Below are 22,705 nucleotides of genomic sequence, written 5' to 3'. Positions count from 1 at the left end.
GTGTGGTCACTCAGAGGTTGCGTTTGTTTCGCCGTTTTCCTGGAGCGGCAGACAAACGCGAAACAGGGCGCCCTCGTTGATCCTGCTTTCGACGACGATGGAGCCGCCGTGGGCGGCGACGATCTGCTCGGAAATGAACAGACCTAGCCCGAGACCGGCGACCACCGTCTTGGCGGAGACCCGTTCGAACTGTTGAAAAATGCGCTTCTGGTTCTCCTCGCTGATGCCGATGCCCTGATCCGCGACTTCGACCCGTGCCTCATTGCCTTCGCGATAAACCCGCACCTGCACCGGGCTCTTGCCGCCATAACGCAAGGCGTTGGTCAGCAGGTTCGACACCACTTGCTCGATGCGGAACTCGTCCCACTGCCCTTCCACCGGTTCCGTCGCGGTAAAGCTGACTTCAGTCTCGGCCGCTTCGATCTGCTGGGCGAAATTCTGCAGCAGGTTGCCCACCAGTTGCGAAAGATCGAAGCGGCTCGGTCGGATCGACAGCTTGCCGGTGCGGATCCGCGACACGTCGAGCATGTCCTCGATCAGCCGGATCAGGCTTTTGATCTGACGCTCGTCGCGGTCGACCATGGCGTGCATCTTGTCGAGGGTAAACGCCGCGGCGTTGTCCCGGGCCAGGTGCATCTTGCGCAGCTGCGTTTCGAGGATAAGGCCGTTGAGCGGCGTGCGCACTTCGTGGGCGACGATCGACATGAAATCGTCACGCATGCGCACGGCCTGCTCCAGTTCGCCCTGGGTGCTTTGCAGTTGCTGCAACAGCGCTTCCTGTTCGCGACGGCTCTGCTCCAGCGCTTCAACCTGTTGCTTCATCGCCTTGCTCTGGCGATACAGGTCGACGAAGACGTTGACCTTGCTCTTCACCGCATGGATATCCAGCGGCTTGTGCAGGAAGTCTACCGCGCCACTTTCATAGCCCTTGAACGCGTAGTTCAGTTCACGGCCGGCGGCACTGACGAAAATGATCGGGATGTTCTTGGTCTTCTCGGTGCCGCGCATCAGTTCGGCCAGTTCGAAGCCGTTCATGCCGGGCATCTGCACATCGAGAATGGCCATGGCGAACTCGTGTTGCAGCAACAGCGACAGCGCCTCGTCTGCCGAAAGCGCTTTGTAAACGGTGCGGTCTTCGCGTTTGATCAGCGCTTCGAGAGCCAGCAGGTTCTCGGGCAGATCGTCGACGATCAGCAGTTTTGCCTGGATATTACTCAGCATGCGATTCGTTCCAGCTCGACAAGCAGACGGCCGATGCCGCGTATGGGAAGTATGTGATCCGGTCGATGAGTCTTCAATGCGGCCTCGGGCATGGTCGCCACCAGCGCGTCTTGCGGATCCTGAACGATGGTCAGCCCTCCCTGGCGTTTGACCTGGGCCAGACCTCTTGCACCGTCGTGGTTGGCCCCGGTCAGCAGCACGGCTGCCAGCGTCGGGCCGTAGACATCGGCAGCGGATTCGAACAGGAAATCGATCGAGGGCCGCGAATGGTGCAAACGGTCTTCCAGGCTCAACGACAGGCTGCGATCCTGCTCCACCGACAGGTGATAACCCGGTGTGGCGAAATACACCGTGCCGGGACTGATGTCCTGTTTATCGATGGCCTCGGTTACCGGTAACGCCACGCGCCGGGCGAACACCTCGGCGAGTTGGCTGCGTCGCTCTTCCGGCAGATGCAGCACGATGATGATCGGCAGACCGAAGCCTGCCCGCAGCGAACCGAGCAGGGTCAACAAGGCCTCGACGCCACCGGCGGAAGCCCCGACCACAATCGCCTCGACCCGAGGCAAATCCGCTGCACTGTTCATGATTTGCGGTAGATCCGTTCTTGTTTCACCAAGGGTTCGAACTGGTTGGAGTAGCCGGAAAAATCCAGCGTTTCCTTGCTGCCCAGTACCAGAAATCCACGGTGGCACAGCGACTCATGGAACAATCCAAACGCTCGATCCTGAAGTTTTTTATTGAAGTAAATCAATACGTTACGACATGAAATTAATTGAGTTTCGGAGAATACGCTATCCGTTGCCAGGCTGTGATCGGCGAAGGTCACGTTCTCGCACAGGCTCTTGTCGAAAATCGCGTAACCATACGCAGCCGTGTAGTAGTCGGCAAACGAGCGCTGACCGCCGGCCTGCTGATAGTTGGCGGTGTAGGCGCGCACATTCTCCATCGAAAAGATCCCCTGCTTGGCCTTGTCCAGCGAGCGCGGGTTGATGTCGGTGGCGTAGATGATCGTGCGGTCGAGCAGACCTTCTTCGCGCAGCAGAATCGCCATCGAATAGACCTCCTCACCAGTACTGCACCCGGCGATCCAGATCTTGATCGACGGGTAAGTCTTGAGCAGCGGCACCACTTCCTGACGGATCGCCAGGAAGTGCGACGGGTCGCGGAACATCTCGCTGACCGGAATCGTCAGCAGTTGCAGCAACTGCATGAACGCCGTCGGGTCATGCAGGACCTTTTCCTGCAACGCCGAAATGGTCGCGCATTCGAACTGGCTCAGCGCATGTTGCACCCGGCGCTTGATCGATGCGCCGGAATAATCGCGAAAGTCATAGCTGTACTTGAGATAAATCGCCTCGATCAGCAACCGCAGTTCGATTTCACTGTTTCGTTCAATGTGATTACTACGTTCCACTAAATGCGTTCCATCTTCGGCAACCACACGCGAATCAGCGAGAACAGGCGATCCAGATCGATGGGCTTGGCCAGGTAATCATTGGCGCCCGCCTGCAGGCAGCGCTCCTGATCGTCCTTCATGGCCTTGGCCGTCACCGCGATGATCGGCAGCTTGCGCCAGCGCGGATCCTTGCGGATTTCCATGGTGGCTTCAAAACCATCCATTTCCGGCATCATCACGTCCATCAGCACCAGATCGATGTCCTCGACTTCTTTCAGTTTTTCAATCGCTTCACGGCCGTTACGACCGATCACCACGACTGCACCCTTGGTTTCCAGCGCGCTGGTCAGGGCGAAGATGTTGCGTACATCGTCGTCCACGAGCAGCACTTTGCGGCCTTCGAAGACCTTGTCGCGGCTGCGTGCGGTCTTGAGCATCTTCTGCCGTTCATGGGACAACTGCGATTCGACTTTGTGCAGAAAGAGTGTGACCTCGTCCAGCAAGCGTTCCGGCGAGCGTGCGCCCTTGATGATGATCGAACGCGAATACTTGCGCAGATCGGCCTCTTCATCGCGGGTCAGGTTGCGTCCGGTGTAGACGATGACCGGCGGGAACGAGCAGATGTCTTCGGTGGACATGCGCTTGAGCAGATCGTTGCCGAGCATGTCCGGCAGCTTCAGGTCGATGACCATGCAATCGAAGATCGTCGTGCGCAGCAGCTCCAGCGCATCCTGCGCCAGGCCGACAGCGGTGATTTCGATGTCGTCGTCACCGATCAGACGGGCGATGCTTTCCCGTTGCAGATCGTCGTCTTCGACCAGCAACACGCGTTTGACCTTCTGGGTCAGCTTGGCTTCAAGACGCGCGAACACGTCCTTGAGCTCTTCTCGGGTGGTCGGTTTGACCGCGTAGCCGATAGCGCCCATGTGCATGGCGGCCTCGACGCGATCCTCGACCGAAATCACGTGCACCGGGATGTGCCGGGTTTCGGCGTGTTCTTTGAGGCGTTGCAGCACGGTCAGGCCCGAGTGGTCCGGCAGGCGCATATCCAGCAGGATCGCATCCGGCACGAACTCTTTCGCCAGGTCATAACCTTCGTCGGCACCGTGGGCGACCAGACACTGATAACCCAGTTCATGGGCCAGGTCGTACAGGATATGGGCGAAGTTCGGCTCGTCTTCCACCACCAGAATGCAGCGGCTGTCGAACGGCGCCTTGTTGCGGTCGTCATTGAAGCGCGGGATATCAGCGGAGGCCACCGGCGAAACCGCCACGACCGGCGCGGCAACTGGTGCGGGCGGAGTAAACGTCAGCGGTGCGAACGCCGTTTCACCCTCTTCGCTGTATTGCTGCGGCAGCACCAGGGTAAACACGCTGCCCTGCCCCGGCGCGCTGCTGACGCTGATCGAACCGCCCAGCAACATCGCCAGATCCCGGGAAATCGACAACCCCAGACCGGTGCCGCCGTACTTGCGGTTGGTGGTGCCGTCAGCCTGGCGGAAGGCCTCGAAAATGCTTTCCTGCTGGTCCTGCGCAATCCCGATCCCCGAGTCGCGCACGATAAAGGCAATGCGATCGTCCGGCTGGCCGGCGATGGTCAGGCTGACCGTGCCGTGCTCGGTGAATTTCACGGCGTTGGACAGCAGGTTCTTGATCACTTGTTCCAGACGCTGGCGGTCGGTGAATAGAGTGATCGGCGCATCCGGTTGCAACTCAACGCTGAACGTCAGTTTCTTGTCTGCCGCCAGTGGCTCGAACACGCTGCGCAGGCCATCGGCCAGACGCGCCACGCTGGTGTTTTCCGGAACCACTTCGAGCTTGCCGGCTTCGACTTTGGAAATGTCGAGAATGTCGTTGATCAGGTTGAGCAGGTCGTTGCCGGCGGAATAGATCGACTCGGCAAACTTCACCTGCTCGGCGCTGAGATTTTCCTGCGGGTTTTCCGCCAGCAACTTGGCCAGGATCAGCGAACTGTTCAGCGGTGTGCGCAGTTCGTGGGACATGTTGGCGAGGAACTCGGACTTGTACTTGCTCGAACGCTGCAGCTCTTCGGCACGCTCTTCCAGTTGCACCTGAGCCTGATTCAGCTCGGTGTTCTTCTGGTCCATGGCGTCGCGTTGCTCGGCCAGGGTCTGGGCCTGTTCGGCCAGTTGCTCGTTGGTCTGCTCCAGCTCGACTTGCTGGGTTTCCAGATGCGCCTGGGACTCCTTGAGAATCCGCGACTGCTCTTCCAGTTCTTCGTTGGCGGTTTTCAGTTCTTCCTGCTGCACCTGCAACTCTTCGTTGAGCTGCTGGGTTTCGGCCAGGACTTCCTGCAGACGCTGGCGATAACGCGCCGCTTCGATGGAGGTGCCGATGTTACCGGCAATCAGTTCCAGCAGCGCCACATCACGCTCGGTCAGTGGACGCAGGAAGCCCAGTTCGATCACACCGTTAATCCGGTCGTCATCGCTGGTCGGCACCACCAGCACACTGTGCGGCAGGCCTTCACCCAGACCTGAGCTGACCTTGAAGTAATCGGCCGGCACCGAATCGAGGCGAATCAGCCGCGCCTGCTGCGCGGCCTGGCCAACGATGCCTTCATCGCTATAGAGGGATTGTTCCTGTTGTTCCTGTTCGCGAGAAAAACCGTAAGTCGCCACGCGCTTCAGGCCGCCATGTTCTTCGCGCACGTACAACGCCGCGACGGCAGTGCCCAGGTATTGCGCACAAAATTGCAGGATGTTGCGTCCCAACAGATTGAGCGTCAGTTGCCCCAACACCTGCTCGGCCAGTTCGGTCTGGCCTGTGCGCAGCCAGGCTTGCTGCGAAAGGCGTTCGGCGCTGGCCAGTTGCGCGGCCAGATTGGCGCTGTAACTGTTGGAAAGACTGACCAGATCGCGTCGGCCAATATAGGCCAGCAAACCGCTGATGCCGGCGATGAACAGCAGATACAGGCTGATGCTCCAGATCGTGGTCCGGCGCACATCTTCGTTGCGCGTGGTGCGCAATGTCTGCTCGGTGTCGATCACGTCATCGAATTGCTTGCGGATCTCATCGGTCAGGCGCTTGCCGCGCCCGGCCTTCACCGCAGCCTTGTAGTCGCCGCTGGCGCGCTGCAGGTCGATCATCGATTGCGCGTAGGTCGCCCACTCGGTCTGCAGCGCCTGCAGGCGGCGCAAGCGATCGGTCTGCACCGGGTTGTCGGCGGTCAATTCAAGCAAGGTGTTGAGCGCCACAGCGATGCGGGGCTTGGCCGTTTCATAGGGATCGAGGAAATGCTCGTCGCCACTGAGCAGGTAGCCGCGCATGCCGGTTTCCAGATCGACCGTAAGCTTCACCGCTTCGTTGGCGTTATTGATCACCCGGTCGGTGTGCTCCACCCACTGGATGACCGACAGCAAATAAGTGATCAGCGACACGAAGAACACGGCACTGATCGCACCGACGCCCAGTGGCAGCGCGATGTTGCGGGTCAGCAGTTTGCGAAACCGTGATTCATCAACCGAAGACGGAGAGGACATGTGGCAGCCTTGTCGAACTGTTGAAAACCAGGGAGTTTGCCCCAAAACAGCGGCATGGATCCATTTTTCTCACAGTCTTAGCACTGTTTTCCCACATTTGCCTGCGCCGGATCGCATGCCAACGGTTATCCTTGCCCGCCCGTTTGCGCCTATTCTTTTTTGTATCCATCCGGGAACTTGTGGCCATGCGCCACTTACTCATGCAAGAGCCCGGCAATTTTGATCGACCGGCGCCCCGTCCCCCATTCTTGAGAGCCGCCACTATGTCCACCACCGCGTCCACCATCCTTGTAGTAGAAGACGACACCATCGTGCGCATGCTGATCGTCGACGTGCTGGAGGAACTGGACTTCAAGGTGCTTGAGGCGGACGGCAGCGAACAGGCCCTGGCAATCATCAAGGACGGGAATCAGCACATCGATCTGATGATGACCGACGTCGGGCTGCCGATCATGGACGGCCGTCAACTGGCCACCGAGGCCCGCAATATCCGCCCTTCACTGCCGATTCTGTTTGCCAGCGGATATGCCGAGACAATCGAAGTGCCGGCAGATATGCATGTGATCGGCAAACCGTTTTCAATTGATCAATTGCGCGACAAAGTCAAAGCAGTTCTTGCACAATCCTGACTTTTCCATAACTTATATTTCCGCCAGCGGGCAGACTACTTCAATCTGCCCTGACCAACTTTGAAACCAACTACAGCTATCCATCCACTGCTAGCCACCATTACTCTGGCGGCGCCCGGTAGTTTTGGATTTATTGTTTCACCAACTAAACATAAACATCGAGGCCCAAGACCAAAAACAATTCAAGGATAAATTGTTCATGCAACTTGTACAGAGCGAAAGCCTGCTCGACATCGACAGTTTCGAGGTTGCCAAACGTCAAAAACTGGATCAGGCAGAGAAAACCAGTGTTGCCCTGGCACTTTCCGCTATTGCGCAAAACCGCGCACCCGCTGAAGACGTTAACTTGCACTACACCACTGTTCCGCGCGTATCGGACACGACGTTCGATCACGCGGTTGAATATGCCCGCATCGCCTTGTCAAAGATGCTGAGAACCGACGACTTTCTTTTTCTTGCAGACGTTCACTCGCTTTCAGCGGACGCGGCTGTATGCGTGGATGAACACGCAAGGCTGTTTGTTCAGGATCAAGGGGCCTGGCGCAATCTGACTAACGATAGGTCGATCACTGCCGAACTGCGTCATGAGATGGGCATACTGGCCGATTGCGCAGAACAGACAGGAGGCTACATTTTTTCCAACGACATCATTGGCGTCCAACAGTGGCTGCGTTTCCACGACTACACACTACCGACCAACGTTGCAGATACCCGGCAAATGATTGCCTGGCTCGAGTTTCAACTGCCGGCCAGCCCGGCCATTGGGGACTATCACGAACTGTTGATGGCACCTGCTGATTCGGCCTTCCATCTTTCGGCGACCGAGCGTCAAACCATCAGGCAGATCGCCAAAGACACCACACAGGGCCGATTCAGCCTTCTGCAATATCTCGTCACACCGGACTTCAAATCAGTCACGGCCAGTTCGAGGCGCGAGCACGCGGCCATTCATCTGGACCACTTCTTGCAGACCCCTGAAGCTGGTGCACTGGGCATTTATCTGCATGACCGTCTAGGATGGCACCTGGATGAAGACCGTGAAGTGGCTTCGAGACAGATCAAATGCATGGTCGCCACCGCGCTGATTCTTGATCTCGGCATTGAAGTCGAACGGCACGCAAAGGTTATTGCCGGGTTTCAGCTGTATCATCCGGATAATGCGTCGAAAACGGCACCGCAAGTGGTTGAAGCGTTTGAATGGCAGCTGACCCGCGAACTGCAACTGGACCCGCTCTACACACCGTTGGCCGCCCACCTTCTGCTGGCCTGTGCTGCGCCACAATTGCTGGTTCAGCAGACGCCCGCCGAACTGGCGATCGGCAAGCCAGGCTGGGTAATCGTCTCCCAGGCGGTTGCAATGATCGAACTCACGGCGCCCGGTGCGTCACGCCTGATGACCTACGAACGGGTAAAAGCCTTTTCCGAGCTGGCCCCCGTCAGTACTACTCAACGTACGCTGCACGAGCTGACGACCATCACGCCCATCATCCAGTGGGCGATGCTCAACGGAATACTGCCAGCCACAGCCGGCAACGATGATGACGTGAATGCGTTTACCACCGCCGCCCAACGTTTCAGCCAGTATGTGGAAGCATTGAACGATGTCGAAACGGGTATTGCAGTTGTGCCACCAGATAGGCGGGAGTTGGCACTGCAGGAGCTCAAGCGTGTAATGCCGGAAGGTCTTTATCTTGAACAACAAGTATTCAAGGCCAATTTCGATCTAGCGCTTGGCGAACGCAACTTTCTTGAGTGGGCGGCTCTTTTTGTTCCCTCCAGCGAGGGGAATGTACACCAGACCTCCGAAGTAGGGAGACTCCGTGTTTCGATTCTTGATCTCTACATGTCTGGCGATCTGGTCGTAAACGGCAAACTTACCGACAGGTTCGCAGCCGTTGGAAAGATCAACCTGCCCCGTGGCGCCTTTTCGCGCCTCAGTGAGCTGAAGCCGATCGACTCGATATTCAACAAGGCTTTCGAGCAATACTATCTGGCACTGAAAAAGTGCCTGTCATCCATTCTGAAGATGGCGGTTGCCAACTTGCCAGAATCTGACAGGACAATGATCGCCAATGGTTTCATTACCTTATATACCGTCCGTAAAGCAGTAAATCCGCTTAATCAATTTCAGGAAACCCGACGTCAGCGTAATGCCGCCAAGGGCCGTTACGGCATTATTCTCGGATGCCAACATGGCAGAGCCTTTCGCTGTTACGAACTGTTTTCCCTCAGAGGGTTGTGTCGTGAGCGCCCTGAGCTGGCCGACAAGTTGCGATCCACCGGTGTTGTATATGAAGAACCTTCGTTGTCGTATGAGGGGGCGGATACAGACTTTATACCCAAGAACCCCGAACAGCGGTGGCCTCTGGACTTTGACGCCTATATGAAGGGTAGCGCCCCCAAACAAGGAGTGTCCTCCAGTGTAGTGGTGGAAAAACTCTGGAACTTCGCCTTGGTGTCGGATGAAACCCAGCCGGTTCCCCTGTTTTTTTCCCGGGCATTTGATGCTTTGGCAGAAAGTGTATTGGGCAATCATCCGGTAGCCACCCGTGAAGAGTTGTACTCTTCGCTGTACGCACCCACAGCACTGCAGAGGATTCGCACCAGGAACGATCAGGTGAACGAAGCCATCATCAACGTGATCGTGCCCTTCAAGAAATGCATTGAAGACATCCGCTCCGGCGATGCAGAGCGAGTCTCCGAAGGTATTGGCGGCTGTATTCTCGATGGTCTGGCATTGCTGGGTCTGGTAGTCGGATTCGGCGCCACCATTGCCGGCATCGTCGGCAAGACAACCTCGACGACCACCAAAGCGTTGAGCCTGGCCAAGGCCGGAGCGCACTTTTCGGTGTCGATTTTCAATCCTCTGGATGGTTTGCCGGCATTGGCGGTGCAAGGTGGACGGCTGGCCAAAAAAGGCGTGTTGCTCCTGAGCAAACACGGGCTCAAGGCCGTGAAAACCGCCACCGGCCAACTGCGCAAACTGACAGGCGGCGCTCAGTCTTATGACTTGGTCAAGGCTGCGCAAAAAACCGACTTGTTTCAGGGCACCTGGAAAGCGGCGGAGAACCTAAGCGATCCGGTCAACCTGCTGGCACTGCAGCGAAACAGTGACTGGTACGCGCTGAACCTGAGGGTCGGCGGTGCGTGGGGGCCGAAGTTGAGAAATCTGAAGATATCGCCCTGGGGACCACTTCGGCGGCTTTTCGGTCGTGCGAAGCCTTTCAGTTACACCCAGGGTTATGTGAAAAAAGCGCTGCCGGCTGCCAAATCGAAACTCGACAACGCAACGTTGATGCTACTGGATAACGACAACGCTGACATGCGAGCCATCCTCAAGCATGTTTTCGGCAATGATTCGGATGAGGTTCTCAAGCATGTGAAATCCAATCTGCACCAGATGCGCAACGATCTGGATTTCATCACGCAGGCAAACATCTCTTACGAAAAAGGTTCAGAAGCCGTCGCGGCTTTGCGCCCGGAGACCTACCAACGCTGGAAGGCCAGCATTCTCGACGGTTCGTACCTGAAGAATCCTCCGGAGAAGTTTCTGGTGATCTATCCCGAAGGGCTGGACGACTATTACCGTACAGCGAAGTACGACGATGGCCGGGTCGGCGATGCACTGATTCATGAACTGGCTCACGGCGCGCCGGATACCCTGGACCTTTATTACGGCAAGGTGAAAGGTGGGCACACTGCCCCGGCGGAGTTTGATGTGGCCGGCCTGCTCCAACTGGGCAGCGCCAAAGACACCAAATCGATTAGCCCCGATAACCTTTCGAACCTGCAGCATGCGAGTGCGTTTGGCGAAGGGCTTGCCGAATTCAATGCCATTTCCGCCAGCTTGCCTGATCTGGTGCGACGGCATCCGGCACTGCACAACGCCGACTCTTACTCGCTGGCGGTTTCCCTGCTCAATCAGGCGCGCATTCATCCGGAGGGGTTTCTGCTGAATCTCGACAAAATTCGTCGCGGGATTAAAAACACCTCGAATCTGGGCTTTATCAAGGGTTCTCTGCGAGTCAATCTGAGTAGCGCATCCCTCTGACAAAAACGCATCACTTGGCGCGCGGGTTATGCTCTAATTCGCGCGCCTTTTTATCCCCCCTCTCGCCGTCCGGAATCGTTTCTCATGAGTCAGCCCGCAACCAAAGTCCTCGTCATTGGTTACGTCTGGCCGGAACCCCGCTCTTCCGCCGCGAGCGGGCATGTGATGCAGATTCTCGAGACTTTCCTGCAACAGGGCTGGCAAATCACCTTTGCCAGCCCTGCGGGCGTTGGCGAACATCCGGCCGATCTTGCCGAGTTGGGCATTTGCACTGTTCCGATCGAATTGAACAACAGCAGCTTCGATGTCTTCGTCAGCGAACTGGCACCGGATATCGTGCTGTTCGATCAATTCATGATCGAAGAACAATTCGGTTGGCGCGTGGAAAAACATTGTCCCGATGCTCTGCGCGTACTGGAAACGTCGGACTTGCAGAGTTTGCGGCACGCTCGTCATCAACGCTTGAAGGATCGGCTGAAAGCCAGCGATGACGCGAACGACTTCAATGAGTTGTTCGCGCCCGCGCTGCGCGAAGAATTCGAGCTGATGGCTGACACCGATCTGGCCAGACGCGAAATTGCCGCGCTCTACCGCTGCGATCTGAACCTGATGATCTCGCCGGTGGAAATCGAGTTGCTGGTACAGCAGTTCAAGTTGCCGCCCGAGTTGCTGCACTGGTGCCCGCTGATGGTCAAACCGTCCAGCACACCGGCAAAACCTTTCGAGGAGCGCGCGCACTTCCTCAGTATCGGCAATTTCCGTCACGCGCCGAACTGGGACGCGGTTCTATGGATGAAATCGTCCGTCTGGCCTCTGATCCGCGAACAACTGCCGAAAGCTCAATTGCACATCTACGGCGCCTACACGCCGCCCAAGGCTGCTGCGCTGCACAACGCCGCGCAGGGTTTTCACATCATGAACTGGGCCGAGGATGCGTTGCAGGTGATGTCCGATGCGCGTGTTTGCCTGGCACCCTTGCGATTCGGCGCCGGGATCAAGGGCAAATTGATCGACGCCATGCTCTGCGGAACGCCGAGTGTCACCACGCCGATCGGTGCCGAAGGCATGCACACCGACCAACCCTGGCCGGGCGCCATTGGTCGTACGGCGCAGGATCTGGCCAATGCTGCAGTCGAACTTTATCGCGACGAAGTGCGTTGGCACGCCGCGCAGTCTCAGGGACAAACGTTGCTCAATGACGTTTACCCGCAAGCCATACATGGACCGGCATTGATCAACAAGTTGCAGGAATGTCGCAAAAATATTGGTCAACTAAGGCGTCAAAACTTTACTGGCAGCATGCTGCGCCACCACTCACACAAAAGTACTCAGTACATGGCGCAGTGGATTGAGGCAAAGAACCAGAATAAATAATCAGCCTGGACACTTTCAAAAATAAAACCCAACAACTTGAATTGATCCTTATATAGCCAACCCAAAAATCAAACACTATAAACATCCTGCAAGTGCCGCCCTGAACATCTGACAGAGCGGCATCTTTTAAAACTAATGCAGGATGCACTTATGAGCACTAACAACTGGATGGGCTCGACACCCGCCATTGACTCACTGTCGATTTCTGAACTGACTCTGCCAGGCACTCATAACGCCGGCAGTGACTGGCGCGCTTCCTATCCGTTTTTCGGCCCTCCACGCCACTGGCTCGCATGCCAGCATGACTCCTTTCATGCCCAGTTGAATCATGGCTCCAGGGCACTTGATATTCGCCTGACCCATGATCAAAAGGGAGAAGGCCCGAAAAAATTTGTCATCCACCATAACGGCCATCGAAACTCTCGGACCCTGGAAAATCTGATCACCGACGTCAATAAGTTCCTCGACAGCAACCCGGATGAATTCATTATTCTGGATTTTCACAGTCTTGACGGGAGCGACTTCGATTACGACTACTTCAATAAAATAGTGATCCACTTTCTGGGCCATCGACTTGTTCCCCGCCAGAACTTGTCATTGAGCCTTCGTGAACTCAAACGCGCCAGTACGCAACAACGTGTGTTTGCTGCGGCCAGGTCACATTGGCAACTGGATCACAAACTGTTCCACGATAAGATCAGCCATCAATGGTCCGGCAATGGCATTACCAGCCCAAATGAGTTGAGGCAATTTATTGGCAGCGTTCTGCAGAACCCGCCGGGGACCTGGAAGCCCTGGTCGTTATCCGCCACCAGTTACACCGCACTTGGCGGCCCCGTCGACATTCACGACGAACTGAACGAATGGTTCGATCTGGATAAAACCGACTGGGCATTGAAGTGCAACATCATCAATGTCGACTTCATGGAAGAGTCGGATCTGGTGGAGTTCTGCCGGATTGCCAGCTTGATGAAGGCCGAACAACGCTCGCTCTGAACCGCAATGGAAACTGGCGCACCCCGCGCACAAAGAGGCATGATCGCCGGGCGATAACAAAAAAAGCGCCCGATCATGACCCGAACTGCCCGCGTGACCGACCCTTCTTATGAATTGATGGATGACCACAACGGGTTGTCCATCATCTATCGCCAGCACGGCTTCCCCTGCCCGCTGGTACGCTGGCATTTTCACAAGGAATACGAACTGCACCTGATCGTGGCCAGTTCGGGCAAGGTGTTCATCGGCGACTACATCGGCAACTTCTACCCGCAGACCCTGTTCCTGACCGGCCCCAATCTGCCGCACAACTGGATCAGCCAGGTGGCCGAAGACGAAGTGGTCGAGAAGCGCGACATGCTGGTCAACTTCACCGATGAGCTTTTTGAAAGCGGCCATCAGGTGTTCGCTGAACTCAAGACCCTGGCGCCGCTGCTTGAGCGCGCGCAATACGGCATCGAATTCCGCTCTCCGCAGACGATTCGTCAGGCCATGACCCTGATGCAACGCATCGCCGACTCAAGCGGCATCACCCGTCTCGGGCACTTTTTCATCCTGATGGAATTGCTGGCAGCCTGCGACGACTACCAGTTGCTGTCCGGCGCTACCACCCCGCAACTGGCCGACGAACACAACATCGACCGCACCAACCGTGCGGTGGATTACATCTTCGCCCACTACGCCCGCGAACTGCCGCTGGAGGAAGTCGCCGAGCATCTGGGCATGAAACCCACCTATTTCAGCCGGGTGTTCAAGCAGGCCACGGGGCGCAATTTCATCGAGTTCGTCAATCGCCTGCGCATCAGCAAATCCTGCGAACTGCTGGCGGATGGCGACAAACCGGTGACCGAGGTGTGTTTCGAGTCGGGCTTCAACAACATCTCCAATTTCAACCGGCGCTTTCAGCAGCTCAAAGGCATGACGCCCTCGCATTACCGGCGGCTGGTGGTGCAGCGACTGACCGAGCAGAACCACGGCTGACGCCTGAAAACCTGTACGGTTTCATCAGTGCAATGCTGCTGAAACCCCCTTCCCTGCGTTAATCACTCCACTCACGGCTGCAAAAAAGTATCGATTCAAGTGCTAGGGATGATTTGTCAGCCCTGCGATTGAAGGCTGTAATCAGTGCACATTCTTCCTGCAGCCGGAAGACACAAAAACAATAACTGTCCTTCTGTCCCCCTCCGGGTGCAGAAAAGGAGTGCACGATGCAACCCACTGCAAAAGCTCTGCTTACCCTCACCTGCATGACCCTCAGCAGCGTCAGCCTTGGCGCCCAGACCCTGACCATTGCCACCGTCAACAACAGCGACATGATCCGCATGCAAAAGCTCTCGAAAACCTTCGAGACCGAGCACCCGGACATCAAGTTGAACTGGGTCGTGCTGGAAGAAAACGTCCTGCGCCAGCGCCTGACCACCGACATCGCCACCCAGGGCGGTCAGTTCGACGTGTTGACCATCGGCATGTACGAAGCCGCACTCTGGGGTGCAAAAGGCTGGCTCGAACAGATGAAGGATCTGCCGGCCAGCTACGCCCTCGACGATGTATTCCCGTCGGTGCGCGAAGGCCTGTCGGTCAAGGGTTCGCTGTACGCCCTGCCGTTCTACGCTGAAAGCTCGATTACCTATTACCGCACCGACCTGTTCAAGGACGCCGGCCTGACCATGCCGGAGCGTCCGACCTGGGAGCAGATCGCAGGCTTCGCCGAGAAACTCACCAACAAGGACAAGGAACAATACGGCATCTGCCTGCGCGGCAAGGCCGGCTGGGGCGAGAACATGGCGCTGATCACCACCGTGGCCAACGCCTACGGTGCGCGCTGGTTCGATGAGCAGTGGAAACCAGAATTCAGCGGCCCGGAATGGAAGAACGCGCTGAACTTCTACGTCGACACCATGAAGAGATCAGGCCCGCCGGGTGCATCGAGCAACGGTTTCAACGAGAACCTCGCGCTGTTCAACAGCGGCAAATGCGCGATCTGGGTCGATGCCAGCGTCGCCGGCTCGTTCGTCACCGACAAGACCCAGAGCAAGGTCGCCGATCACGTCGGCTTCAGCTTTGCGCCGCATCAGGTCACCGACAAAGGTTCGGCGTGGTTGTACTCGTGGGCGCTGGCGATTCCGACCAGCTCCAAGGCCAAGGACGCCGCCAAAGAGTTCAGTGCCTGGGCCACCTCAAAAGAGTACGGCGAACTTGTCGCCAAGACCGACGGTATCGTCAACGTACCGCCGGGCACTCGCGCCTCGACCTACAGCGAGGCTTACATGAGCGCAGCGCCGTTTGCCAAGGTGACGCTGGAATCGCTGAAGGCGGCCGACCCGAGCAAACCGACCCTCAAGCCCGTGCCTTACATCGGCATTCAACTGGTGACCATTCCCGAGTTCCAGGGCATCGGCACCCAGGTCGGCAAGCTGTTTTCGGCCGCGCTGATCGGCCAGACCACGGTCGACCAGGCACTGACCGCCGCGCAGCAAACCACCGAACGCGAGATGAAGCGCGCGGGTTATCCGAAGTAACCCGCAAAGCTCGCTCCTGCCTCCTGTGGGGGCGGGCTTGCTCGCGAAAGCGGACGTTCAGTCGACATCAATGTTGAATGTCAGATTGCTTTCGCGAGCAAGCCCGCTCCCACAGGGGATCTTCATAGGTCTGTATGACTCGGTTGTGATCCCCATGAATACTTCAACTGCCAAAGCCCACATCGACCTGTCGCAACCCCGGCGCAAAAACCGCGTGGCCAATCCCGGCTGGTTTCTGGTCAGCCCTTCGGTGGCCCTGTTGCTGCTGTGGATGATCGTGCCGCTGGGCATGACCGTCTATTTCTCGATGATCCGTTACAACCTGCTCGACCCGGGCATCAACGAATTCGTCGGGCTGGATAATTTCACCTACTTCCTGACAGATTCGGGCTTCCTGCCCGGCGCCACCAACACCTTGCTGCTGGTGGGCAGCGTGCTGCTGATCAGCGTGGTGTTCGGCGTGTTGATCAGTGCGCTGCTGGAGGCCAGCGAGTTTTTCGGTCGCGGCATCGTGCGGGTGATGCTGATTTCGCCGTTTTTCATCATGCCCACGGTCGGTGCGCTGATCTGGAAGAATCTGATTTTCCACCCGGTCTCCGGGATCCTCGCCTACCTCTGGAAGCTGTTCGGCGCGCAACCGGTGGACTGGCTGGCGCACTACCCGCTGCTGTCGATCATCATCATTGTGTCGTGGCAATGGCTGCCCTTCGCGATCCTGATCCTGATGACCGCCATGCAGTCCCTCGACCAGGAACAGAAAGAAGCCGCCCGCCTCGATGGCGCCGGCCCCGTCGCGATCTTCTGGCACCTGACCCTGCCGCATCTGGCACGGCCGATTGCGGTGGTCGTAATGATCGAGACGATCTTCCTGCTGTCGGTGTTCGCCGAAATCTTCACCACCACCAACGGTGGCCCCGGCTACGCGTCGACCAACCTCGCCTACCTGATCTACAACCAGGCGCTGGTGCAGTTTGACGTCGGCATGGCCTCGGCCGGAGGCCTGATCGCTGTGGTCATCGCCAACATCGCCGCGATCATTCTGGTGCGGATGATCGGCAAAAACCTGACTGACAAAGCCTGAGGCCTGCCATGACTCTCCAACAATCCCGCCGGCTGCAAAGCCTGCTGCTCGGCACGCTGGCCTGGGCCATCGCGATCATCATTTTCTTCCCGATCTTCTGGATGGTGCTGACCAGTTTCAAGACCGAAATCGACGCCTTCGCGACGCCGCCGCAGCTGTTTTTCACGCCGACGCTGGAGAACTACCTGCACATCAACGAGCGCAGCGACTACTTCAGTTTCGCCTGGAACTCGGTGGTAATTTCCTTCAGCGCCACGGCCCTGTGCCTGCTGATCGCGGTGCCGGCGGCCTACTCGATGGCGTTCTACGAAACCCAGCGCACCAAAGGCACGCTGCTGTGGATGCTCTCCACCAAGATGCTGCCGCCGGTGGGCGTGCTGATGCCGATCTACCTGCTGGCCAAGAGTTTCGGCCTGCTCGATACGCGCATCGCGCTGATCGTGATCTACACGCTGATCAACCTGCCGATCGTGGTCTGGATGGTTTACACCTACTTCAAGGACATCCCCAAAGACATCCTCGAAGCCGCGCGCCTCGACGGCGCCACCCTGGCCCAGGAAATGCTCCGCGTGCTGCTGCCGATTGCCAAGGGCGGCCTCGCCTCGACGGTGTTGCTGTCGCTGATCCTGTGCTGGAACGAAGCGTTCTGGTCACTGAACCTGACCTCGTCCAAAGCCGCGCCGCTGACCGCGCTGATCGCCTCCTACTCAAGCCCTGAAGGACTGTTCTGGGCCAAGTTGTCGGCCGTTTCGACCCTGGCCTGCGCACCGATCCTGATCTTCGGCTGGATCAGCCAGAAACAACTGGTGCGCGGCCTGTCGTTCGGCGCCGTCAAATAAGAATTCGCAAAAGGAGCGCCACCATGGCCAACCTGAAAATCAAGAATCTGCAAAAAGGCTTCGAAGGTTTTTCCATCATCAAGGGCATCGACCTTGAGGTGAACGACAAGGAATTCGTGGTGTTCGTCGGCCCGTCGGGCTGCGGCAAATCCACCCTGCTGCGACTGATCGCCGGCCTTGAAGAAGTCAGCGGCGGCACCATCGAACTGGACGGGCGCGACATCACCGAAGTCAGCCCGGCCAAGCGTGACCTGGCGATGGTGTTCCAGACCTATGCGCTGTACCCGCACATGACCGTGAAAAAGAACATGTCGTTCGCCCTCGATCTGGCCGGTGTGCCGAAGGCTGAAGTCGAGAAGAAAGTCGGCGAAGCGGCGCGCATTCTCGAGCTGGGCCCGATGCTGGAACGCAAGCCGAAACAACTCTCCGGCGGCCAGCGTCAGCGCGTGGCCATCGGCCGGGCGATCGTGCGCAACCCGAAAATCTTCCTGTTCGACGAACCGCTGTCCAACCTCGACGCCGCCCTGCGGGTGCAAATGCGCCTGGAGCTGCTGCGCCTGCACAAAGACTTGAAAGCGACGATGATCTACGTGACCCACGATCAGGTCGAAGCCATGACCATGGCCGACAAGGTGGTGGTGCTCAATGGCGGCAAGATCGAGCAGGTCGGCTCGCCGCTGGAGCTGTATCACAACCCCGCCAACCTGTTCGTCGCCGGGTTCCTCGGCACGCCGAAAATGGGCTTCCTCAAGGGCAAGATCGCCCGGATCGACGGCCCGAGCTGCGAAGTATCGCTGGACGCCGGCACCCGCATCACCCTGCCGTTCAGTGCATCGAACCTGAGCGTCGGCAGCGCCGTGACCCTCGGCATTCGTCCGGAACATCTGGAACTGGCGCAACCGGGCGACTGCACCCTGCAAGTCACTGCCGACGTCAGCGAACGACTGGGCAGCGACACCTTCTGCCACGTCAAGACCAACGCCGGCGAAGCCCTGACCATGCGCGTGCGCGGTGATCTGGCGAGCCGTTACGGCGAACAACTGAACCTGCACCTGGACGCCGCCCACTGCCATCTGTTCGATGCCGACGGCGTGGCGCTGACCCGCCCGTTGCGCGCCGCCGCCTGATTTCGAGACTGACCCGATGAAACTGAACCAGCAAAACCTCAACCGCCTCGCCGCAGAAGTGAAACTGCCGGCCTACAGCCTCAGCGACACCCGCCAGGGCATCGCCCACATTGGCGTTGGCGGTTTCCATCGCGCCCATCAGGCGTATTACACCGATGCGCTGATGAATACTGGCGAAGCACTGGACTGGGCCATCTGCGGAGTCGGCCTGCGTGCTGAAGACCGCCGCGCCCGGGACGACCTCAAGGAACAGGATTACCTGTTCACCCTGTTCGAACTCGGCGACAGCGATGACACCGAAGTCCGCGTCATCGGCGCCATCCGCGACATGCTGCTGGCCAGCGACAGCGCCCAGGTGCTGATCGACAAACTCGCCGACCCGCAAATCCGCATCGTCTCGCTGACCATCACCGAAGGCGGTTATTGCATCGATGACAGCAATGGCGAGTTCATGGCGCACCTGCCGCAGATTCAGCACGACCTGACCTACCCGCAACAGCCACAAACCGTGTTTGGCTTCCTTTGTGCAGCGCTGGCCAGGCGACGCAAGGCGGGCATTCCGGCGTTCACCGTTATGTCCTGCGATAACCTGCCACACAACGGCGCTGTCACCCGCAAGGCACTGCTGGCCTTCACCGCGCTACTCGATCCGGATCTGCGCGACTGGATCGACGCCAACGTCAGCTTCCCCAACGCCATGGTCGACCGCATCACCCCGATGACCAGCACCGCGCATCGCCTGCAACTGGCGGACAAACACGCCGTCGACGATGCCTGGCCGGTGGTGTGCGAGCCGTTTGTGCAGTGGGTGCTGGAAGACAAGTTCGTCAACGGCCGCCCGGCCTGGGAAAAAGTCGGCGTGCAGTTCACCGACGATGTTTCGCCCTACGAAGAGATGAAGATCAAACTGCTCAACGGCAGTCATCTGGCCCTGACCTATCTGGGCTTTTTGAAGGGATATCGCTTCGTCCACGAGACCATGAACGACCCGCTGTTCGTGCGCTACATGCGCGCCTACATTGACCTGGACGTGACCCCGCAACTGGCGCCGGTGCCGGGTATCGACCTGACCGAGTACAAGAACACGCTCGTGGCGCGGTTCTCCAATCAGGCGATTGCCGATCAGCTTGAGCGGGTGTGTTCGGATGGTTCGTCGAAGTTTCCCAAGTTCACCATTCCGACGATCAATCGGTTGATTGCGGATGGGCGGGAAACCAAACGTGCGGCGCTGGTGGTGGCGGCGTGGGCGCTTTATCTGAAGGGCGTGGACGAGAATGGCGACACTTACTCGATTCCGGATCCTCGGGCGGCGTTTTGTCAGGCGTTGGTGGCGGAGGATGCCTTGATCACTGAGCGGTTGTTGGGGGTTGAGGAGATTTTCGGTACGGCGATACCGCGTTCGGCGGAGTTTGTGGCGGCGTTTGAGTGGTGTCTGAACAACTTGCGTGAAGAAGGTGTGACGCGGACGCTGGAAAGCATTCTGTCCTGACGGGTGAAGCACTCATGACAACCCAACAACTCTTCCTCGGCATCGACTGCGGCACCCAAGGCACCAAAGCCATCATCCTCGACGCCACCAGCGGTCAGGTGTTGGGCCAGGGCGCCGCCGCCCACACGATGATCAGCGGCGCCAACGGCCGTCGCGAACAGGACACCGGGCAGTGGCTGGAGGCCTTCGCCCTCGCCACCCGGCGTGCGTTGCTGGCGGCGAACGTCGACGGCCAGTCGATCCTCGGCATCGGCGTTTCGGGCCAGCAACACGGTCTGGTGCTGCTTGACGAGCAAGGCCAGGTCCTGCGCCCGGCCAAGCTCTGGTGTGACACAGAAACCACCGCAGAAAACGACCGTCTGCTGACTTACCTGGGCGGCGAAAAAGGTTCGCTGGAACGCCTCGGCGTAGTGATTGCGCCTGGCTACACCGTGTCCAAACTGTTGTGGACCAAGGAGCAACACCCCGCCGTATTCTCACGGATCGCCAAAATCCTGCTGCCCCACGACTACCTGAATTTCTGGCTCACCGGCCGTAGCTGCAGCGAATACGGCGACGCATCCGGCACCGGTTACTTCAACGTGCGCACCCGTCAATGGGATCTGCAACTGCTGCGCGACATCGACGCCAGCGGCCGCCTGCAAGCGGCGCTGCCAGAGCTGATCGACGCCCATCAAGCGGTCGGCACGATCCTGCCGGCGATTGCCGAATACCTCGGCCTCAACCCCGACGCACTGGTGTCCAGCGGCGGCGGCGACAACATGATGGGTGCCATCGGCACCGGCAATATTCAACCGGGGGCGATCACCATGAGCCTCGGCTCTTCCGGCACGGTGTACGCCTACGCTGAAGCCCCAAAAGTCAGCCCGGATGCTTCGGTCGCGACCTTCTGCTCGTCGAGCGGCGGCTGGCTGCCGTTGATCTGCACCATGAACCTGACCAACGCCACCGGCGCGATTCGCGAACTGTTCGAGCTCGATCTCGACGCTTTCAATGCCTTGGTTGCCCAGGCCCCGATCGGTGCCGAGGGCGTGAGCATGCTGCCGTTCCTCAACGGCGAACGCGTGCCTCCCCTGCCCCACGCCACCGGCAGCCTGCACGGCCTGACTATCGATAACCTGACGCAAGCCAATCTGTGCCGCGCCGCCGTCGAGGGCACCACCTACGGCCTGCGTTTCGGACTGGATCTGTTGCGCCAGAATGGTTTACAAAGCCGCAGCATTTGCCTGATCGGCGGCGGCTCGAAAAGTGCGGTGTGGCGGCAGATCGTCGCCGACATCATGAACACCCCGGTGATCTGCACCGAGCAAAGCGAAGCCGCCGCCCTCGGCGCGGCGATTCAGGCCGCATGGTGCAAGTCCTGGTCAAACGGCCATGAAGACACCCTGGCCGACCTGTGCGAACGCTGCGTGAAGCTCGACCTGAACAGTGAAACCCTGCCGGTTGCCGCGAATGTCGCGGCCTTCCAGCAGGCCTATGAACGCTATCGACTGCATGTCGCAACCTTATAAAGAGCAAACAACTATGTACCTGGTGTGTGGCGAAGCGCTGTTCGATTTCTTCAGCGAAGACGATGCTGGCGGGCAGGCGTCGAAAGTCAATTTCAAGGCGATTGCCGGTGGCTCGCCGTTCAACGTGGCGGTGGGTTTGCGTCGCTTGGGCGTGGACTCGGCGCTGTTCGCCGGGCTGTCCACCGATTACCTCGGCCGGCGCTTGCAGCAGGTGCTGCAGGACGAAGGCGTACGCCCGGATTACCTGGTGGATTTCGCCGCGCCGACCACGCTGGCGATGGTCGCGGTGGGTGCCAATGGCTCGCCGCATTACAGCTTCCGTGGTGAAGGCTGCGCCGACCGCCAGTTGAGCCTGGCGCACCTGCCGACGCTGGGCCCGGAGGTGCGTGGTCTGCACTTCGGTTCGTTCTCGCTGGTGGTGCAACCGGTGGCCGATACCCTGCTCGCCCTGATACGGCGCGAAAGCGGCAAACGCCTGATCAGCCTCGACCCGAACGTGCGCCTCAATCCCGAGCCGAACATCGATCTGTGGCGTGAGCGGATCGCCACGCTGGTGGAGCTGGCGGATCTGATCAAGGTCAGCGACGAGGACTTGAGCCTGTTGTATCCCGAGCAGGATCCGCAGCGGGTCATCGAAGGCTGGCTGCAGCATCGCTGCCAGGTGGTGTTCCTGACCCGTGGAGGTGAAGGCGCGACGGTGTTCAGCCGTGCTCACGGCTCATGGTCGGTGCCGGCGAGTTCGGTGAAAATCGCTGATACCGTCGGCGCGGGCGATACCTTCCAGGCCGCGTTGATCACCTGGCTGACCGAACATGAACTGGATTCGGTGGAAGGCGTTCAGCACCTCAGCCGCGAGCAGATCGACGGCATGCTCAGGTTTGCCGTACAGGCGGCCGCCCTTACATGCAGTAAAACAGGTCCGGATTTGCCTTATCGCCACCAGTTGACCTGACCGCGTAGACTGGC

General features: G+C 58.6%; 16 protein-coding genes. 12 read left to right on the top strand and 4 right to left on the bottom strand.

All coding sequences use genetic code 11. From position 1 onward, the window contains the following. Nucleotides 1-6: 6 nt before the first annotated feature. Genes AC07NR_RS06510 through AC07NR_RS06495 form a run of 4 tightly spaced genes read right to left on the bottom strand, consistent with a single transcriptional unit; the run spans nt 7 to nt 6,123 of the window. Nucleotides 7-1,221: a hybrid sensor histidine kinase/response regulator gene (locus tag AC07NR_RS06510; protein ID WP_114882868.1), complete on the bottom strand. Its 1,215-nt coding sequence runs from the start codon at nt 1,219-1,221 to the stop codon at nt 7-9. Further along, complete coding sequence (locus AC07NR_RS06505) at nt 1,215-1,808, bottom strand: chemotaxis protein CheB (RefSeq protein WP_495078107.1); 594 nt, start codon at nt 1,806-1,808, stop codon at nt 1,215-1,217. Before AC07NR_RS06505 ends, AC07NR_RS06510 begins: the two co-directional genes overlap by 7 nt. After that, nucleotides 1,805-2,638, bottom strand: coding sequence for a CheR family methyltransferase (locus tag AC07NR_RS06500; RefSeq protein WP_085709782.1), 834 nt, complete (start codon nt 2,636-2,638; stop codon nt 1,805-1,807). The genes AC07NR_RS06505 and AC07NR_RS06500 overlap by 4 nt, the downstream gene beginning before the upstream one ends. Then, complete coding sequence (locus AC07NR_RS06495; RefSeq protein WP_495078106.1) at nt 2,638-6,123, bottom strand: response regulator; 3,486 nt, start codon at nt 6,121-6,123, stop codon at nt 2,638-2,640. Before AC07NR_RS06495 ends, AC07NR_RS06500 begins: the two co-directional genes overlap by 1 nt. A gap of 263 nt (nt 6,124-6,386) precedes the next feature. On the opposite strand from AC07NR_RS06495, the gene AC07NR_RS06490 reads away from it, so the two are divergent. From AC07NR_RS06490 to AC07NR_RS06435, 12 genes are all read left to right on the top strand, one after another. Continuing rightward, on the top strand, nt 6,387-6,752 hold the full coding sequence (locus AC07NR_RS06490) for a response regulator (protein WP_248739834.1): 366 nt from the start codon (nt 6,387-6,389) through the stop codon (nt 6,750-6,752). 199 nt (nt 6,753-6,951) lie between these two features. After that, on the top strand, nt 6,952-10,803 hold the full coding sequence (locus tag AC07NR_RS06485; protein WP_495078105.1) for a hypothetical protein: 3,852 nt from the start codon (nt 6,952-6,954) through the stop codon (nt 10,801-10,803). Between the two features lie 84 nt (nt 10,804-10,887). Next, the gene (locus tag AC07NR_RS06480; protein ID WP_495078104.1) at nt 10,888-12,177 is read left to right on the top strand and encodes a glycosyltransferase; all 1,290 of its coding nucleotides are present in this window, start codon (nt 10,888-10,890) and stop codon (nt 12,175-12,177) included. A gap of 150 nt (nt 12,178-12,327) precedes the next feature. Then, nucleotides 12,328-13,173 (top strand): phosphatidylinositol-specific phospholipase C domain-containing protein, encoded by an 846-nt coding sequence (locus AC07NR_RS06475; RefSeq protein WP_248739621.1) that lies wholly within the window; start codon nt 12,328-12,330, stop codon nt 13,171-13,173. Between the two features lie 75 nt (nt 13,174-13,248). After that, nucleotides 13,249-14,154 (top strand): AraC family transcriptional regulator, encoded by a 906-nt coding sequence (locus tag AC07NR_RS06470; protein WP_114882856.1) that lies wholly within the window; start codon nt 13,249-13,251, stop codon nt 14,152-14,154. A gap of 266 nt (nt 14,155-14,420) precedes the next feature. Continuing rightward, the gene (locus tag AC07NR_RS06465; RefSeq protein ID WP_495078467.1) at nt 14,421-15,692 is read left to right on the top strand and encodes an ABC transporter substrate-binding protein; all 1,272 of its coding nucleotides are present in this window, start codon (nt 14,421-14,423) and stop codon (nt 15,690-15,692) included. Nucleotides 15,693-15,846: 154 nt separating this feature from the next. Next, nucleotides 15,847-16,773, top strand: coding sequence for a carbohydrate ABC transporter permease (locus tag AC07NR_RS06460; protein WP_119426385.1), 927 nt, complete (start codon nt 15,847-15,849; stop codon nt 16,771-16,773). 8 nt (nt 16,774-16,781) lie between these two features. Continuing rightward, the gene (locus tag AC07NR_RS06455; RefSeq protein WP_085709773.1) at nt 16,782-17,612 is read left to right on the top strand and encodes a carbohydrate ABC transporter permease; all 831 of its coding nucleotides are present in this window, start codon (nt 16,782-16,784) and stop codon (nt 17,610-17,612) included. 23 nt (nt 17,613-17,635) lie between these two features. Then, nucleotides 17,636-18,739 (top strand): ABC transporter ATP-binding protein, encoded by a 1,104-nt coding sequence (locus AC07NR_RS06450; RefSeq protein WP_495078103.1) that lies wholly within the window; start codon nt 17,636-17,638, stop codon nt 18,737-18,739. Nucleotides 18,740-18,755: 16 nt separating this feature from the next. Then, nucleotides 18,756-20,228, top strand: coding sequence for a mannitol dehydrogenase family protein (locus AC07NR_RS06445; protein ID WP_495078102.1), 1,473 nt, complete (start codon nt 18,756-18,758; stop codon nt 20,226-20,228). Between the two features lie 14 nt (nt 20,229-20,242). Beyond that, a complete protein-coding gene (gene xylB / locus AC07NR_RS06440; RefSeq protein WP_495078101.1) occupies nt 20,243-21,739 on the top strand; it encodes a xylulokinase in 1,497 nt (498 codons plus the stop codon). A 13-nt stretch (nt 21,740-21,752) separates the two neighbouring features. Next, the gene (locus AC07NR_RS06435) at nt 21,753-22,691 is read left to right on the top strand and encodes a carbohydrate kinase family protein (RefSeq protein WP_495078100.1); all 939 of its coding nucleotides are present in this window, start codon (nt 21,753-21,755) and stop codon (nt 22,689-22,691) included. The last annotated feature ends 14 nt before the right edge of the window (nt 22,692-22,705 follow it).

The sequence above is a fragment of the Pseudomonas sp. GW821-FHT09C09 genome, from assembly GCF_059418105.1.
The sequence above is the reverse complement of the archived record's forward strand: the minus strand, read 5'-3'. Positions and strand labels throughout refer to the sequence as shown.